Source organism: Pseudomonas sp. GW823-FHT06B06 (genome assembly GCF_058795195.1).
Map to the genome: position 1 here is coordinate 17030 of NZ_JBXAHO010000053.1, position 15530 is coordinate 32559.

Annotated in this window: 16 protein-coding genes; 8 read left to right on the forward strand and 8 right to left on the reverse strand. The window is 62.7% G+C overall.

Features of this window, described 5'->3' with window-relative positions:
* Positions 1-33: 33 nt before the first annotated feature.
* The 6 genes from AC1Q8Q_RS29475 to AC1Q8Q_RS29500 all read right to left on the reverse strand — a co-directional run bounded on the left by AC1Q8Q_RS29475 (position 34) and on the right by AC1Q8Q_RS29500 (position 5129).
* Positions 34-699 (reverse strand): response regulator transcription factor, encoded by a 666-nt coding sequence (locus AC1Q8Q_RS29475; protein ID WP_008056546.1) that lies wholly within the window; start codon positions 697-699, stop codon positions 34-36.
* Positions 700-755: 56 nt separating this feature from the next.
* Complete coding sequence (locus AC1Q8Q_RS29480) at positions 756-1313, reverse strand: PQQ-dependent catabolism-associated CXXCW motif protein (protein WP_492615855.1); 558 nt, start codon at positions 1311-1313, stop codon at positions 756-758.
* Between the two features lie 127 nt (positions 1314-1440).
* A complete protein-coding gene (locus AC1Q8Q_RS29485; protein WP_020800562.1) occupies positions 1441-2232 on the reverse strand; it encodes an ABC transporter permease in 792 nt (263 codons plus the stop codon).
* Positions 2229-2960 carry an ABC transporter ATP-binding protein gene (locus AC1Q8Q_RS29490; RefSeq protein ID WP_020800563.1) on the reverse strand — a complete coding sequence of 244 codons (732 nt, stop codon included), beginning with the start codon at positions 2958-2960 and terminating at the stop codon, positions 2229-2231. The genes AC1Q8Q_RS29485 and AC1Q8Q_RS29490 overlap by 4 nt, the downstream gene beginning before the upstream one ends.
* A complete protein-coding gene (locus AC1Q8Q_RS29495; protein ID WP_020800564.1) occupies positions 2957-3916 on the reverse strand; it encodes a YVTN family beta-propeller repeat protein in 960 nt (319 codons plus the stop codon). Before AC1Q8Q_RS29495 ends, AC1Q8Q_RS29490 begins: the two co-directional genes overlap by 4 nt.
* Positions 3917-3944: 28 nt before the next feature.
* Complete coding sequence (locus AC1Q8Q_RS29500; RefSeq protein WP_492615856.1) at positions 3945-5129, reverse strand: ABC transporter substrate-binding protein; 1185 nt, start codon at positions 5127-5129, stop codon at positions 3945-3947.
* A 157-nt stretch (positions 5130-5286) separates the two neighbouring features.
* On the opposite strand from AC1Q8Q_RS29500, the gene AC1Q8Q_RS29505 reads away from it, so the two are divergent.
* The 3 genes from AC1Q8Q_RS29505 to AC1Q8Q_RS29515 are packed head-to-tail and all read left to right on the forward strand — an operon-like array spanning position 5287 to position 7309.
* A complete protein-coding gene (locus tag AC1Q8Q_RS29505) occupies positions 5287-5409 on the forward strand; it encodes a hypothetical protein (protein WP_020800566.1) in 123 nt (40 codons plus the stop codon).
* Positions 5410-5411: 2 nt separating this feature from the next.
* Positions 5412-6674 carry a sensor histidine kinase gene (locus tag AC1Q8Q_RS29510; RefSeq protein ID WP_020800567.1) on the forward strand — a complete coding sequence of 421 codons (1263 nt, stop codon included), beginning with the start codon at positions 5412-5414 and terminating at the stop codon, positions 6672-6674.
* Positions 6671-7309 (forward strand): response regulator, encoded by a 639-nt coding sequence (locus AC1Q8Q_RS29515; RefSeq protein ID WP_033044193.1) that lies wholly within the window; start codon positions 6671-6673, stop codon positions 7307-7309. The genes AC1Q8Q_RS29510 and AC1Q8Q_RS29515 overlap by 4 nt, the downstream gene beginning before the upstream one ends.
* 130 nt (positions 7310-7439) lie before the next feature.
* Here the strand turns inward: AC1Q8Q_RS29515 and AC1Q8Q_RS29520 are convergent, their stop codons facing one another.
* Positions 7440-8087 (reverse strand): pentapeptide repeat-containing protein, encoded by a 648-nt coding sequence (locus AC1Q8Q_RS29520; protein WP_083349398.1) that lies wholly within the window; start codon positions 8085-8087, stop codon positions 7440-7442.
* A 96-nt stretch (positions 8088-8183) separates the two neighbouring features.
* Positions 8184-10076 (reverse strand): quinoprotein ethanol dehydrogenase, encoded by a 1893-nt coding sequence (gene exaA / locus AC1Q8Q_RS29525; protein ID WP_020800570.1) that lies wholly within the window; start codon positions 10074-10076, stop codon positions 8184-8186.
* Positions 10077-10330: 254 nt separating this feature from the next.
* Here exaA and pedF point away from each other — a divergent pair, with 254 nt between their 5' ends.
* From pedF to AC1Q8Q_RS29550, 5 genes are all read left to right on the forward strand, one after another.
* Positions 10331-10792, forward strand: a complete 462-nt coding sequence (pedF, locus tag AC1Q8Q_RS29530) for a cytochrome c-550 PedF (protein ID WP_020800571.1) — start codon at positions 10331-10333, stop codon at positions 10790-10792.
* 3 nt (positions 10793-10795) lie between these two features.
* The gene (locus AC1Q8Q_RS29535) at positions 10796-11671 is read left to right on the forward strand and encodes a substrate-binding periplasmic protein (protein ID WP_020800572.1); all 876 of its coding nucleotides are present in this window, start codon (positions 10796-10798) and stop codon (positions 11669-11671) included.
* 9 nt (positions 11672-11680) lie between these two features.
* Positions 11681-12442 carry a quinoprotein dehydrogenase-associated SoxYZ-like carrier gene (locus tag AC1Q8Q_RS29540; protein ID WP_151142778.1) on the forward strand — a complete coding sequence of 254 codons (762 nt, stop codon included), beginning with the start codon at positions 11681-11683 and terminating at the stop codon, positions 12440-12442.
* Positions 12443-12458: 16 nt separating this feature from the next.
* Positions 12459-13397, forward strand: a complete 939-nt coding sequence (locus AC1Q8Q_RS29545; RefSeq protein WP_033044232.1) for a quinoprotein relay system zinc metallohydrolase 1 — start codon at positions 12459-12461, stop codon at positions 13395-13397.
* A 254-nt stretch (positions 13398-13651) separates the two neighbouring features.
* Complete coding sequence (locus tag AC1Q8Q_RS29550; RefSeq protein WP_020800576.1) at positions 13652-15427, forward strand: PQQ-dependent methanol/ethanol family dehydrogenase; 1776 nt, start codon at positions 13652-13654, stop codon at positions 15425-15427.
* Positions 15428-15530: the final 103 nt, after the last annotated feature.

The following is a 15530-nucleotide window of genomic DNA, read 5'->3' on the forward strand; positions in this document are numbered from 1 at the left end:
GGCATTCCCACGCAGAGCGTGGGAACGATCAGGTCACCGGCGCAGATATGAGCCGAAATCGATATCCCCGGCACTCAGGATCGCCTGCACGCGGTTGTGCACGTTGAGCTTGCGCAGGATCGCCGAGACGTGGGCCTTCACCGTGGTTTCGGCGATTTCCAGGGTATAGGCGATCTGTTTGTTCGATTCGCCCTTGGTCATGCGCTCCAGGACCTGCAGTTGCTTGCGGGTCAGGGCCTGGAGCAGTTCCGGCGGGAAGCTCGGGGCATCGTTCATCCGCCGGTGCGTGCTGCTTTTTGCGGTGCGGATGATGTCCGGCGGCAGGTAGACATTGCCGTTGAGGATCTGCTGGATCGCTTCGGTCATCTGCGCACGGGGCGAGGATTTGGTGATGAAACCCACCGCGCCGTAAGTGATGGCTTGCAGGACGATCTGTTTGTCCTGCTCGGCGGAGACGATGACCACGGGAATGGTCGGCGCTTCGTTGCGCAGGTTGATCAGGCCATTGAGCCCGTGCATGCCGGGCATGTTCAGGTCGAGCAGGATAAGGTCCAGGTCATCGTGTTCCTGGGTCAGCGCCAGGGCACTGTCGAGGTCGGCGGTCTCCATCACCTCGCTACCGGCAAAGCCATCGCTGATGACGTTGTGTATGGCTTCGCGAAACAGCGGGTGATCGTCGGCAATAAGAATTTTGTACATGGCCTTTCACCTCATTATTTTGATTATGGTGTGGCAACAACACGCACGCGTAAAGCTCAGGGAAAGGGTTCGGGCTGTGCTGGCATGACCGGTAGCCTGGCAGCCTGCCAGGCGTCGAGGCCATCGCGATACCAATACAGTGATTTATAGCCCAGGCTGGCCGCGCGTTTGACCGCATTCCAGCTCAACCAGCAATCGGAGCGGCAGTAGAAGACCAGCGGTTGCGTCGGGTTGCCGGCCGTCAGTTTTTTCAGGTTGTCGGCGAAATACGCCTGCCACTGCGGCGTCAGCTCACCGTCGCCCGTGTTGGCCAGCCAATGGCTGCCGGGCAGGTTTTCGTGGGGCTGGTCTTCGATGAAGCGGCCTTGCAGCCATTGGCGGCGGTAGACGTCGATCAGCACCGGGCGCGGTTCCTGTTCAAGCAGATTTTGCAGGATGGGTGTATCGATGATGGTCGCGTCCTGCATCACGTCCGGCGTAGGGCTGCGGTACAGGTCGATGCGATAGCCGTCATGGGAAAACAGCGGGGTTTGGGCGTGTACACCGCCCAGCCACAGGCTCAGCGACAACGCAGCGAGTGTGGGACGCAACAGGTGACGTCGGGCACGCGGCATGGGGTAGGTCCTTATAGTTATGAACCCATTACATGCCAGTCGCGCTGCGTTGGGAATGCGACGATAGACAGGTAAAACCAGTACTAAAGTAGTAAGTTTTCTGTGGCGAGGGGATGATCAGGGAGTGTCAGCTGGATTTGCGCAGGGCAGCGTGTTGTGGGTTGAAGGTGAGCACGGCGAGCAGGGCGAACAGCAGGGTCAACCCTACGCACACCGCCAGCGCCAGCGGATTGAATCGTTCGTACAAGGCAAAGCGCACCAGCTCCACCGCATGGCTGAACGGGTTCACCGCGCATAGCCAGTACAACCACTCGCTGGCTTCGCGCATTTTCCACAGCGGATACAGAGCCGAAGACAGGAAAAACAGCGGGAAGATCACGAAGTTCATTACCCCGGCGAAGTTCTCCAACTGGCGGATCGCGTTCGACAGCAACAGGCCCAGTGCGCTGAGCATCAACGCCACCAGCAACAGCGCCGGCAGGGCAACCAGCAAACCCATGGCTGGCGGTCGCACGCCGTAGAGCCAGGCGATCGCCAGGAAGGCATAGACCTGCAGCAGCGAGATCAGCGAGGTGGCCAGCAGCTTGCTGCACAGCAGGAAGGTTCGGGGCAGGGGGCTGGTAAGCAGTACGCGCATGCTGCCCATCTCGCGGTCATAGACCATCGACAGTGACCCTTGCATGCCGTTGAACAGCAGGATCATGCAGGCCAGTCCCGGGATGATGTAGACCTCATACGGAATGTAGGTGTCGTAGGGTTCGATGATGGCGATTCCCAGTGCCGCGCGAAACCCCGCGGCGAACACCAATAACCACAGCAACGGCCGCACCAGGGCGCTGAGAAACCGCGTGCGTTGCAGTACGAAGCGCAGCCACTCGCGCAGGACGATACCGCGCAAGCATTGCCAGTAGGCGTTCATTGGGCAGCTCCTGGAGTGGTCAGGCGAGTGAAGGCCGAGCCCAGGTCGCCACCGTATTCCAGGCTCAGTGCGTCGGCCTGTCCGCTGGCTACCAGGCGGCCCTGGTGAAGGATCAACAAGTCATCGCCGGGCTGCACTTCGTCGAGCAGATGAGTGGTCCAGAGCACGCTGATGTGCTGCTCGTGGCACAGCGTGCGAATGTGCAGGTTGAGCGCCAGGCGACTGGCCGGATCGAGGCCGGCGCTGGCTTCGTCGAGCAGCAACAGACGCGGTTCATGCAACAGCGCGCGGGCGATTTCCACCCGGCGGCGATGGCCGCCATTGAGTTCGCGCACCCGTTCGCCACGGCGCTCGTCCAGGGCCTGGCGAGCCAGTTCCGCATCGACCCGCAAGCCGGTCTCGCGGCGGGACAAGCCATGCAGCGCGGCGTGATAACGCAGGTTCTGCTCGACGCTCAGGTCCAGGTCCAGGGTGCTTTGCTGGAACACCACACCCAGCTGTTTCAGCGCCGGACGCGGGGCGCTGCGCAATGAACAGCCGCCGACCCGGATATCGCCGTGCTGCAGGTCATAGAGGCGGGTGAGCAAAGCGATCAGGGTTGATTTGCCGGCGCCGTTAGGCCCCAGCAGCGCGGCGAAACGCCCGGGTGCGAGGCTGAAATTCACCTGGCGCAAGGCCTCCCGAGGCCCGTAGGCAAAACTCAGGTCGCTGACTTCCAGGGCGTTCATGGGGTCACCACCACGCCCCAGGGATAACGTCCGACCTTCACCGATTTGCTGACCTTGAGGTTGTCGACATCGATCACCGAGACATCGCCGCTGACGCCATTGGTGGCGAGCAACTGCTTTTGATCGGGGGTGAAAGCCAGTTGCCAGACACGTCGGCCCACCAGCAGGTAATCGAGGATCTCGAAAGTCTTGGCGTCGACGACCGCCACGTGGTTGGCCGGCCCCAGGGCAACGAAGGCGTACTTGCCGTCGGCGCTGAGCTTGATGCCCACCGGCTGCACTTTGTCCGGGTGCACGCCCTTGATCTGGAAGTTCAGGGTCTTGAGGATGTTGCGGTGGGCGACGTCGAGAATCGTCACCGTGCCACCGATCTCCGCCGAGGCCCAGAGCTGCGAACCGTCGTTGTTGAATTCGACGAAGCGCGGCCTTTGATCCACCAGCGTGCTGTCGGCCAGGGTCTGGGTGCTGGTGTCGATCCAGTGCAGCATGTTGGTGGTTTCGCTGGTGTTGACCGCCCACTTGCCGTCAGGGCTGACGGCCATGCCTTCAGGCTCGACACCGACGTTGATCTGCCCGAGGACCTTGGACGTCTCGGTGTCGATCACCGTGACCAGCGCATCGTCTTCGTTGGAGACGTACAGCCAGCGATTGTTAGGGTGCAGGGCGAATTGCTCGGGGTCTTTACCCGAGGGCAGTTCCTTGATGATCTTGCGGGTGGCCACGTCCATCACCTGGACCCGGTCCGAGTCGCTGGCGCAGATGTACAGCAACTTGTTGTCATGGGACAGCAACAGGCCACGGGGGCGCTGGCCGACAGCGAGGGTGTCGGTGACTTGCAGGGTCTGCATGTCGATCAGGCTCAGGCTGTTGTCCTTTTCATTGGAGACCCAGGCGGTGCTGGCGGCGGCATGGCCCGTGGCGAGCAGCAGGGCGCAGGAAATCAGAGTGCGGCGCATGGCAGTTTCCTTGTTGTAGTTGTTGTATTCAGGGAAAGCGGCAACTGACCTCGGGCTTGTCGTAACCCAGGCTGTCCATCTCGTTGAAGGGGTGCAGGAAGCCGTCCTGGGGTGAGGTGCTGACCAGGGCCCGCGGCTGCACGATCGGAATCGGTTGGCGCAGTTGGCCGTTCCACGGGCGGTAACTGAGCTTACGTCCCTTGAAACCGTCCAGCGGCAATTGATCGCTGATTTCCAGGTCGCGGATGGCCATCGGCTCGGTTTGCCGCGACTTGCTGACGGCGCTGGCGATGCTGCGCACGGCGATCCAGGCCGCAAAGTCACGGTCATTCATCCAGCGCCCGGCCAAGGCTTCGAAGCGCTTCTGTAGTTGTGCGGCGCCGTAGGTTTCCACGGTCTTGTGCCAACCCACCGGGGTCAGGCCCTGGGTACCGGCAACCGGCCGCGGGTACCAGGTCTGGTACGGCACGTACTCACCGAAATCACCGCGCTCATCGGCCACCAGCACCACGTCGTATTCGGCGGTCTGGGTGAACAGCGGCATGTCGGCCTGGGCGCTGCGCCGTTGATCGTTATCGAAGCTCCAGGGTTTTTCCGACACCAGTTGCAAGCCAAAGCGCTTGGCCGCGCGGCGCAGGGCCGCGGCATAGGCTTGATCGTCGCCGGTCGGGCCAACGATCAGCAGCGCCCGCTGCCATTTGCGCACTACCAGAAATTGCGCCAACGCGTCGGCGAGCATCGCCCGGCTCGGCAGGCTGTGTAGCACGTTGGGCAAGCAATCGGTGCTGCGCAGGCTGTCGTCGGGGCTGCCGGCATTGAACAGAAGGCTATCGGGCAGCGCTGCACTAAGTTGGCGCAGGCTGCTGGCAGGTGCGTTCACCACGAACAGGCGCAGGCCTTGGTCGTGCTGGTTTTTTGCGGCGCTGAGCAAGGCTTCGGGACTGTCGACACTGGCGCTGACCAGGCTGTAGGCGTGATTGAGAAAACGCCCGGTGCTGTTGCTGTCGGTGATCGCCAGTTCGGCGCCGCGCAACCCGGCGTCGCTGGGTTCGGGGATGACGTTCGACAGCAGCGGGCCAGGGTCCGGGCGATAGCCCAGGTAGCCGATCCGTACCTGCAACGGCGCGTCCGCCGCCTGGCTTTGGGTGACCAGCCCGGCGGCGCAGGCAATCGCCAGCAGGTAGATCAGGGCGTAAGGGGCAAGCTGGCGCATAGGGCACTCCATTACAGGTAGCGCCAGCATAGGAAGCCCATGCCGCCGGGGAAATATGCAGAAAGTACCAAGCAGCCAGTACCAAGGTAGTAGCCCGCGCCGGGCGGCGCGGTTTTAGCATGATCAACAACGGCCACTGCTCTGGAGGGGATTGACCATGCGTATCGTCAAGGCACTGCTCCTGCCGTTTTTGCTGATCCTGACCCTGATCGGCGTCGACCGGCTCCACGGCTCGCGTCCCGTGGCGTTGCAGGTCATGCCCGCGACACCGGGGCGCTAGGCATGTCAGCCCTGTGGCGGATCAATCTGTGGGTCTGCGGTTTTTTTGCGCTGGTGACCCTGGCTTGCATGACGTTGTTGGTGCATCAAGCGCTGCAGGACGTGGAACGTGAGCTGCAATCGGCCGAAGCGGTGGTCGAGTACCTGAGCGAAACCGCCGAACGTGACCCGATCAGCCTGCAACCGCGGCTGACCCAAGGCCTGCGCCACGTCCGCGTACGCTGGCTGGGGCCGGAGGAACAGCCACCGCTAGCCGTGCAAGGCGGGCTCGATGCCTGGCTGGGCCGCCTGCTGTTCGCCGAAGTGCGTCATGGCGCCAGAATCCTCGATCTGGCGGATGGCCGACGGGTGCAGATTGCGCTTGATCCACGGGATGAAATCGACGAAGTCTGGGACTCCGTGCAACAACTGCTCAGCTTGTGTGCGATGGCCCTGGTGGTCAGTCTGCTGACCATCCGCTGGGCGGTGCGTCGTGGCATGGGTCTGCTCGATGAGCTGCTGCGGGCGTTCCAGCAGGTGTGTGCCGGACAGCTCACAGTGCGCCTGCGTCCAGAAGGGGGGCCGGAGGCGCGGCAACTGGCGACGCATTTCAACCGCATGACCGTCGCGCTGGAACAGGCTGGTAGCGATAATGCCCGGCTGACCCAGGCCTTGCTGGCGGTGCAGGAACAGGAACGTACCCAGCTGGCCCAGACCCTGCACGACGATCTCGGCCAGTACCTGGCCGGGATCCGTGCGCAGGCGTGCCTGTTGCGCCTGGCGGCCGATCAACCGCAGACCGTCGAGCGCACGATGCGCGAACTGGAGCACAACTGCGAACACCTTCAACAAGGCTTTCGGGCCCTGGTGCACAACCTCTATCCGGTGGTCCTGCAACACTTGCCGTTGGCCGAAGCCATCACGTTGCTGGTGGAGCAATGGCAAGGCCGGCAGGGTATTGATTGTCGGCTGCGGCTCAGTGCGCAGTTACCGGCGCTGTCGGGGCCGGACAAAACCCATCTGTACCGATTGCTGCAAGAAGCCCTGACCAACATCACCCGGCATGCCGACGCCAGTCAGGTGCGGGTGCGCCTGCAACATCACGGCGCACGCTTGCGCCTGCTGGTGCGCGATAATGGTCGCGGTGCGGAGCAACCACAGCGCCCCGGTGTCGGGCTGTATTCGATGCGCGAACGCGCCCGCAGCCTGGGCGCTGAGTTGCGCATCATCAGCCAGCCCGGCGCCGGTTGGGCGCTAACCTTGAGCGTGCCTTTGGAGGTTTCATGAGTATTCTGCTGGTCGATGACCATGCGGTAGTCCGCCAGGGCTACGCCAGCTTGTTGCGAGCCCTGATGCCGGCGATGGAAGTTCGCGAGGCGGCAACGGGCGAGGAGGCGTTGCTGCGGGTTCAGGACAGCGTGCCGCACCTGGTGATCATGGATTTCGGCCTGCCGGGTATCAGTGGCCTGGAAACCACTCGGCGGCTGCGGCAACGCCTGCCACAATTGCGGGTGCTGTTTTTCAGCATGCACGATGAACTGCCGCTGGTGCGTCAGGCACTGGAGGCAGGGGCATCGGGATATTTGACCAAGAGCTCGGCGCCAGAAGTGTTGATCGAGGCGGTGCGGCGCGTGCTCGCAGGCCATGCCTACATCGAACAACCGCTGGCCACTCAACTGGCCTGCCATCGCCAGCAGGACGCCAGCGACCCGCGCTTGCAGAGCATGACCCAGCGCGAGCTGGAGATTTTCGTGATGCTCGCCAAAGGCACCCCCACGCGGCAGATCGCCGAGCAGTTGAGCATCAGCAGCAAGACCGTTTCCAATCACCTGACGTTGCTCAAGAGCAAGTTGCAGGTGAGCTCCCATGCCGAGCTGGTGCATCTGGGGATTGATATGGGGGTGGTGCGCAAGGCGGGCTGACGCGGGATTGATGATCGTTCCCACGCTCTGCGTGGGAATGCAGCCCGGGACGCTCCGCGTCCCCAAAAGCGTGACGCAGAGCGTCACAAGAGGCGTTCCCACGCAGAGCGTGGGAACGATCGGTACCCGGTCACCTGTCCCATGTCGTCGGGCACCCCGTGCAGCCCTCCATGTTCGCATCCTGGAAATTCGCATAATGCTGGCGCGAGCCGCCGAGGTTGGCGTTTTCCAGGTTGCTTTCGCCCAACTTGGCCTCTTGCAGGTTGGCGTCGCTGAGGTTGGCGCCCTTGAGATCGGCCTTGCTCAGCCAGGTCATCTCCAGATCGGCGGCGCCCAGGTTGGCGTTGTGCAACCTGGCCCCGGACAGCCGCGCGAATTGCAGGTCGGCGGCGCTGAGGTCGGCGTTCTCGAATTGCGCGCCCTGGGCGAACAGCCCCCAGCCCTGGATTGCCACCAGCGTGGCGCCGGTGAAATCAGCCAGGCGCACATTGCTTTGTTGCAGGCTGGAGCGGGTCAGGTTGGCGCCCTGTAGCCGGGCCTGTTCCAGATTGGCCAGGTCGAGGCGGGCGTGGCGCAGGTCGGCCTCGCGCAGGTCGGCACCGCTCAGGTTCATGTTGCGCAGGTCCTGGTTACGCAGGTTGGCGCCCTTGAGTTTGGCGCCGGGGCATTGGCTGTGTTCGGCGATGGTGCAGCCGTTGATGATCAGTGGGGTGTCGCCGCCGTCGTCGGCGTGGACCAGTTGCAGGGTCAGTAGAAGAAACAGCGGCAGGTATTTCATGGCAGGGTTCTCTTGGGAGTGAGATTGCCGAACGGACGCAGAGCGTCCGGGGCTGCATTCCCACGCAGAGCGTGGGAACGATCAGGTGTTGGGGTGTTATTTTTGCGCGGTCTGGTTATCCCAGCTCGGAATCTTGAACACCCAGAACGATCCGCCTTGAGCCACCGGCTTGGTCAGCTCCGCCATGTCGCCGCCCCACAACGGCACCGCGCCGCCGTAGCCCACGGTCACGCCGATGTACTGCTCGCCGTCCTGCTCCCAGGTGATCGGTGGGGAAACGATGCCGCTGCCGGTCTGGAATTTCCACAGTTCCTTACCGGTCTTGGCATCGAAGGCCTTGAAGAACCCGTCGCCGGTACCGGTGAACACCAGGTTGCCCTTGGTCGCCAGCACGCCGGCCCACAGCGGCAGGTGTTCCTTGTGCTCCCAGACCACTTTGCCGGTGGTCGGGTTCATCGCCCGCAACGTCCCGACGTGATCGTCGTACATGCGCTTGATGCGGAAACCCATGCCCAAATAGGCCGAGCCTTTCTTGTAGTTGACCTCTTCGGTCCAGTATTCCTCTTTCCACTGGTTGCCCGGGATATAGAACAGCCCGGTGTCCTGGCTGTAGGCCATGGGGTTCCAGTTCTTGCCACCGAGGAACGGCGGCGAGACTTCCACGGGCTTGCCCTTGGTTTCCCCCGGCAACGGCTTGGCCGGACGCTGGCCTTCGTTTTCCACCGGGCGGCCGGTCTTGAGATCGATGTGGCTGGCCCAGGTGATGTTGTCGACGAAGGGGAAGGCGTTCTGCAATTTGCCGTTGTTTCGGTCGACCACATAGAAGAAGCCGTTGCGGTCGGCGTGGCCGGTGGCCTTGACCGTTTTGCCGTCCTTGTCCTTGTAGTCGAACAGCACCAATTCGTTGTTGCCGGAGAAGTCCCAGGCATCGTTCGGCGTGTGCTGGTAGAACCATTTCACTTCGCCGGTGCTCGGGTCGACGCCGACCTGGCCAGAGGTGTAGAGGCTGTCGTAATCGTGTGGGTTGCCGTCCTTTGAGGTACGCGCCCAAGTGTTCCACGGGCCTGGATTACCGGCGCCGACGATGATGGTGTTGGTTTCGGCATCGAAACTGGCGCTCTGCCAAGGTGCGCCGCCACCATGGCTCCAGGCTTCGACCTTGCCGGTTTCGGTGGTCGGATCGTTCGGCCACGACGGCGCCTTGACGTCGCCGGTGGGGGTGCTGTCCTTGCCGTTCAAGCGGCCCATATGGCCTTCGACGAAAGGCCGCATCCAGACTTCCTCGCCGGTGTCCGGATCCCGGGCGAAGAGCTGGCCGACCACGCCGAACTCGTCACCGGAACTCCCATGGATCAACAGCACCTTGCCGCTGGCCTTGTCCTTGATCAGCACCGGCGCGCCGGTCATGGTGTAGCCCGCGGCGTGGTCGCCGAACTTCTTGTTCCACACGACTTTTCCGGTGTTCTTGTCCAGGGCGATCAGCCGAGCATCTAGGGTGCCGAAGTAGATTTTGTCGCCATAGATCGCCGCGCCGCGGTTGACCACGTCGCAGCACGGCCGAATGTTGTCCGGCAGGCGATGGTTGTAGGTCCATAGGCGCTTGCCGGTCTTGGCATCGAGGGCGAATACCCGCGAATACGAGCCGGTGACGTAGACCACGCCGTCGCTGACGATCGCCTGGGATTCCTGGCCGCGCTGTTTCTCGTCGCCGAAGGAGTAAGACCAGGCCGGAGTCAGCTTGAACACGTTCTTGTCGTTGACCTGGGCCAGTGGGCTCCAGCGCTGGGCGTTAGTGCCCATCCCGTACTGCAGCACGTCCTTGGTGGTCAGGTGATCGTTGGCAATGTCTTCCCAACTCACGTTACGGGTGGCGCTGGCCGGTGCGGTCTCGGCGAATCCGGCAGGGCTCAGGGACAGGCTGCCGACCAGCAAAAAAGCGTGTACGGCGACGGTCAAGGGGGAAAGGGCGGGTAGCGATCTTATTGTCATGGTTGCAGTTCCCAGTGGAGGTTTTGACCTGCACAGGGTGGGGCGCCGGGGCGGACGGCGGATACGGAAAATGTCCCGCCGTTGCCGGGAAAACTTCCCATGTGCCACCTGATTTAGGTGTCCCTCCAAGGCCTTACTACCAAGGGATTAGGCGCCGACCACCAAAGCAGCATGGGGTGCATGCCACGGGGTTTCTAAGATGGCTGCCATAGCCTCTGCCAAGAGGTCTTGCGTGCAATCCTGAGGGCATAACAATGACAACAAAACGCAACGCCTTGCTCGTGACCGGGCTGCTGGTCGGTCTTATCAGTGCGGGTTCCGTCTGGGCCCACGGCAATGTGGTGCCGCAGGCCGTCGCCACCCAGGGCCTGACACCGATCAAGGATGCCGGCGTACCGCTCGATGCCGATGGCTGGGCAGCGGTGAACCCTTACCGTACTTCCCCGGAACATGATAAGGCGGTGGAAATCGGCGCGTCGGCCTACAACCAGAACTGCGCGGCCTGTCATGGCCTGGAAGCCAAGTCCGGTGGCATCGCCCCCGATTTGCGCATGCTCGATGTCGCGGATGCCGGTGATGAGTGGTTCGTCGAACGAGTACGCCACGGCGCGGTGCGTGATGGTCGGGTCTACATGCCGAAAATGGCTGATTACCTGAGCCAGGAAGCCCTGTGGGCGGTGCGTACCTATCTGGACAGCGTCCACGTCGAGGAGTGACCCATGCGCCTGCTCGCGGTGTTGATCAGCGCTGTGTGGCTGTGCTGCCAGTCGGTGCAGGCGCAGGTTCGCAACTATGACGAAATGATCGCCGCCGGTGAACTGAAAGTGGCGGTCTACAAGGACTTCGCCCCCTACAGTTTTGAAGACGCGGGCCAGCCCCGGGGCGTAGACGTGGAACTGGCCCAGGCGCTGGCGAAGGCCCTGGGGGTGCGCTTGACGTTGATCTGGGCGCCCGCCGGGGAAAAGCTCGACGATGACCTGCGCGATTACATCTGGCGTCCCAGCCCACTGCACAATCAGCAACTGGCCGACCTGATGATGCGGGTGCCTTATGACCGCGATTACGCGCAGAAACGCAACGAATTCGGCGAGATGGAAAACGGCCATGTGGTGATGTTCGGCCCTTACCAGAACGAGCAATGGCAAGTCGCTTACGACCGCCGCCGGCTGGACAAGGTCGCCAGTGTCGCGGTGTTTGAACAGCACCCGATCGGCGTCGAAGTCGACAGCGTGCCTTCGTTCTACCTGACCTCGGTGTTCAACGGCATGCTCGCCGGCAAGACCCGCCACTACCCGGGCGTGCCTCAGGCGTTTGCGGCGATGAAGGCCGGTGAGGTCGACGCCGTCATGGCCATGCGTGGCGAAATCGACTGGCAGGTGCACGAAGCCGCCGACCCGCAATTGGCCCTGGCAGAAAACGCTTACCCGAACATGGGCAAGCAACTCTGGGAGATCGGCATGGCCGTCCACGAAAGCAACCGGCAACTGGCCTATGCCGTGGAGGAGGCGCTGGAAAGCCTGATCCGCGAGGGTTCGGTGAAAACCATCTACGGCCAGTACGGCTTGCGCTACGACGTGCCCGAAATGTACCAATAGGAGCAGGCGATGAATTGGCAAAGGAGTTGTCTGTTGGCCTGCTGTTTGAGCCTGGCGGCCCATGCGGGCGCTGTCGATCCCGGCAAAGACCCGGTGCCGTCGGTGATGTGGGCCTTCTATCACAAGCAAATGCTCGGTGAGGCGCCGTTCGTGTTCGATGAGCGGGTCAAGCTGCTGGCGCCACCGTTCGCCGAAGACGCACGTCAAGTGCCGCTGGAAATCGATGCCCGAGCCTTCAAGGGCGAAGTGGTCAGGATCCTCGCCTGGGCTGAACTCAACCCCTTGCCGAAAATCGTCGATTTCCAGCCGCTCAGTGGCGTGCTGCCATGGCTGTCGATCCGCATCCGCGTCGAACAGGCGACGCCTTTGCGCGCGGCGGTACTGACCCGTGACGGCGTGTGGCATGTGGGGTCGACCCTGATCGACGCCGCGGGTGGCGGCTGTACCGCGCCAAGCGTGGTGCGCACTGAGGCGGGTTGGGAAGAGCATGTCGGTGAGGTGCTCGGCGGTCGTTATCCTCGTGGTGAATTCAGCCGCGTGCGCGTGCAGGTAGCGCATCCGATGGACAACGGGATGGTCAGTGGCATCCCGGAATTTTTCCTCGAACATGCCGAGCTGCGCGATCAGCACGATCAACTGCTGGCCCGTCTCGAACTGTTCCCCGCCGTCAGCGAAAACCCCAGCCTGGCCTTTGATATCGAAGGGGCAGGGCAGACGCGCCTGTTGCTACGCGATAACAGCGGCAACCAATTCGATGCGTCGATCCCCTGAATTCAAGGAGCCTGTCATGCGCTGGATGCTGCTGTTGTTGCTCGGCCTGGGCCTGCCAGCCATGGCCGATCTCGAATATTCGCTCAAGCCCAGGCAAATCGCCGAAGACACCTGGTTGCTGGAAGGCAGCACCGATAATTTTGCCAAGGACAATGGCGGCAACATCGTCAACACGGCATTCATCGTTACCGAGCGCGGCGTGGTGGTGATCGATACCGGGCCGTCCAGACGTTACGGCGAGGCCATGCGCCGGGCCATAGCGGCGACCACCGACAAGCCGGTGATCCAGGTCCTGTTGACCCATCATCATCCTGATCATGTGCTGGGCAACCAGGCGTTTACCGACGTGCCGATCGGCGCCCTGGCCGGCACCACTGAGTTACTGCAAAAGCAGGGCGATGCCATGGCCGAGAACATGTACCGGCTGGTGGGCGACTGGATGCGCGGCACCGAAGTGGTGTTGCCGAACCGGGCGCTGGCGCCTGGTGTGGAAAGTTTTGGGAATCACGATCTGCGCCTGCTGAGCCTGGGTGGGCATACGGGTGCGGATCTGGCTATTCTCGACCAGCGAACCGGCGTGCTGTTTGCCGGCGACCTGGTGTTTTATCAACGGGCACTGACCACGCCCAACAGTCCGGGGCTGTCGGTGTGGCTGGCCGATATCGCGACTCTGCAGTCTTTGCCGTGGAAACTGATCGTGCCCGGTCACGGCCCGCTGGCCAGTGATCCGCAACCCTTCGCACAGATGCGCGATTACCTGGGCTGGCTCGATCAATTGATGCGCGACGGTGCGGCCAATGGTAGCGACATGAGCGAGATGATCCGCAGCCCGATTCCCGAACGGTTCGCCGGGATCAGCCTGAGCCGCTACGAGCTGATTCGCAGCGTCAGTCATTTGTACCCGCGATACGAGCGTGCGCAGATGACGCGAGTCGATTCCGCCGCCAGCAACTGATTCGATCGTTCCCACGCTCTGCGTGGGAATGCCTCAACGGACGCTCCGCGTTCGGCTCTTGAAGGGACGCGGAGCGTCCCGCGCTGCATTCCCACGCGGAGCGTGGGAATGATCATTTCAACACCCAACCCTGTACCAAGGAACTAGGAATCTCCACATTGCGGGCAATTGTTGTCCGGGCGGCGGCGCCCAAGAATCTGCACCAGACCGGGAAAATTTCCCGGAAATAACAAAAAACTGCAGAGGAAGCCGTCATGACTCAACCCGCACGTCGCCAGCCCTTCGTCTTGAGCCTGTTGCTCAGTGCCATGCTGTTGTCCGGTCAGGCATTGGCCGGGGTTTCCGACCAGGACATTCTCCAGGACCCCAAGAACCCCGAGCAGGTCGTGACCAACGGCCTGGGTGTGCAGGGGCAGCGCTACAGCCCGCTGGATATCCTCAATGTCGACAACGTCAAGGAGCTGCGACCGGCGTGGGCCTTCTCCTTCGGCGGGGAAAAGCAGCGCGGTCAGCAAGCGCAACCGATGGTCAAGGACGGTGTGATGTACATGACCGGCTCCTATTCACGGGTATTCGCCGTGGATGCACGCACCGGCAAGAAACTCTGGCAATACGACGCGCGCCTGCCGGATGACATTCGCCCCTGCTGCGACGTGATCAACCGTGGCGTCGCGCTGTACGGCGACCTGGTGATCTTCGGCACCCTCGACGCCAAGCTCGTGGCGCTGAACAAGGACACCGGCAAGGTGGTCTGGAGCAAGAAAGTCGCCGACCACAAGGAAGGCTACTCGATCAGCGCCGCACCACTGGTGATCAACGGCAAGCTGATTACCGGCGTGGCTGGTGGCGAATTCGGCGTGGTGGGCAAGATCGAAGCCTACGACCCGAAAAACGGTACTTTGCTATGGTCCCGGCCGACGGTCGAAGGCCACATGGGTTACGTCTACAAGGACGGCAAAGCCGTGGAAAACGGCATCTCCGGCGGCGAGGCGGGCAAGACCTGGCCGGGTGACCTGTGGAAGACCGGTGGCGCGGCGCCTTGGCTGGGCGGTTATTACGACCCGGAAACCAACCTGCTGTTGTTCGGCACCGGCAACCCGGCACCGTGGAACTCGCACCTGCGCCCTGGCGACAACCTGTACTCGTCGTCGCGCCTGGCGCTCAACCCGGACGACGGCACCATCAAGTGGCACTTCCAGAGCACGCCCCACGACGGTTGGGACTATGACGGCGTCAACGAACTGGTGTCGTTCAACTACACCGAGGGCGGCAAGGAGATCAAGGCGGCGGCCACCGCTGACCGCAACGGTTTCTTCTACGTGCTCGATCGCACCAATGGCAAATTCATCCGTGGCTTCCCGTTCGTGGACAAGATCACCTGGGCCACCGGCCTGGATAAAACCGGCCGGCCGATCTACAACGAAGCCAGCCGTCCTGGCGCACCGGGCACTGAAGCCAAGGGCAGCTCGGTGTTCGTAGCGCCGGCATTCCTCGGCGCGAAAAACTGGATGCCGATGGCCTACAACCGCGACACAGGGTTGTTCTACGTGCCGTCCAACGAGTGGGGCATGGATATCTGGAACGAAGGCATCGCCTACAAGAAAGGTGCGGCGTTCCTCGGTGCCGGCTTCACCATCAAGCCATTGAATGAAGACTACATCGGCGTGCTGCGGGCGATCGACCCGAAAACCGGCAAGGAAGTGTGGCGGCACAAGAACTTCGCGCCGCTGTGGGGCGGGGTGCTGACCACCAAGGGCAACCTGGTATTCACCGGCACGCCGGAAGGTTTCCTGCAGGCGTTCAACGCCAAGACCGGCGAGAAGGTCTGGGAATTCCAGACCGGCTCCGGCGTACTCGGCTCGCCCGTGACCTGGGAAATGGACGGCGAGCAGTACGTCTCGGTGCTCTCCGGCTGGGGCGGCGCCGTGCCGCTGTGGGGCGGCGAAGTGGCCAAGCGGGTGAAGGACTTCAACCAGGGCGGCATGCTCTGGACCTTCAAGCTGCCCAAGGATCTGGTAGCCAAGCACTAACTCCCCAACCCATCACAACCCCCCCTGTGGGGGGGGGGGGGGGGGGGGGGGGGGGGGGGGGGGGGGGGGGGGGGGGGGGGGGGGGGGGGGGGGGGGGGGGGGG

Coding starts and splice junctions, on each gene's coding strand:
- AC1Q8Q_RS29490 (WP_020800563.1), bottom strand. CDS start 2,960: ATGAACGCCCTGGAAGTCAGCGACCTGAGTTTTGCCTACGGGCCTCGG.
- AC1Q8Q_RS29500 (WP_492615856.1), bottom strand. CDS start 5,129: ATGCGCCAGCTTGCCCCTTACGCCCTGATCTACCTGCTGGCGATTGCC.
- AC1Q8Q_RS29550 (WP_020800576.1), top strand. CDS start 13,652: ATGACTCAACCCGCACGTCGCCAGCCCTTCGTCTTGAGCCTGTTGCTC.
- AC1Q8Q_RS29485 (WP_020800562.1), bottom strand. CDS start 2,232: ATGAACGCCTACTGGCAATGCTTGCGCGGTATCGTCCTGCGCGAGTGG.
- pedF (WP_020800571.1), top strand. CDS start 10,331: ATGACAACAAAACGCAACGCCTTGCTCGTGACCGGGCTGCTGGTCGGT.
- exaA (WP_020800570.1), bottom strand. CDS start 10,076: ATGACAATAAGATCGCTACCCGCCCTTTCCCCCTTGACCGTCGCCGTA.
- AC1Q8Q_RS29540 (WP_151142778.1), top strand. CDS start 11,681: ATGAATTGGCAAAGGAGTTGTCTGTTGGCCTGCTGTTTGAGCCTGGCG.
- AC1Q8Q_RS29475 (WP_008056546.1), bottom strand. CDS start 699: ATGTACAAAATTCTTATTGCCGACGATCACCCGCTGTTTCGCGAAGCC.
- AC1Q8Q_RS29520 (WP_083349398.1), bottom strand. CDS start 8,087: ATGAAATACCTGCCGCTGTTTCTTCTACTGACCCTGCAACTGGTCCAC.
- AC1Q8Q_RS29515 (WP_033044193.1), top strand. CDS start 6,671: ATGAGTATTCTGCTGGTCGATGACCATGCGGTAGTCCGCCAGGGCTAC.
- AC1Q8Q_RS29545 (WP_033044232.1), top strand. CDS start 12,459: ATGCGCTGGATGCTGCTGTTGTTGCTCGGCCTGGGCCTGCCAGCCATG.
- AC1Q8Q_RS29495 (WP_020800564.1), bottom strand. CDS start 3,916: ATGCGCCGCACTCTGATTTCCTGCGCCCTGCTGCTCGCCACGGGCCAT.
- AC1Q8Q_RS29505 (WP_020800566.1), top strand. CDS start 5,287: ATGCGTATCGTCAAGGCACTGCTCCTGCCGTTTTTGCTGATCCTGACC.
- AC1Q8Q_RS29480 (WP_492615855.1), bottom strand. CDS start 1,313: ATGCCGCGTGCCCGACGTCACCTGTTGCGTCCCACACTCGCTGCGTTG.
- AC1Q8Q_RS29510 (WP_020800567.1), top strand. CDS start 5,412: ATGTCAGCCCTGTGGCGGATCAATCTGTGGGTCTGCGGTTTTTTTGCG.
- AC1Q8Q_RS29535 (WP_020800572.1), top strand. CDS start 10,796: ATGCGCCTGCTCGCGGTGTTGATCAGCGCTGTGTGGCTGTGCTGCCAG.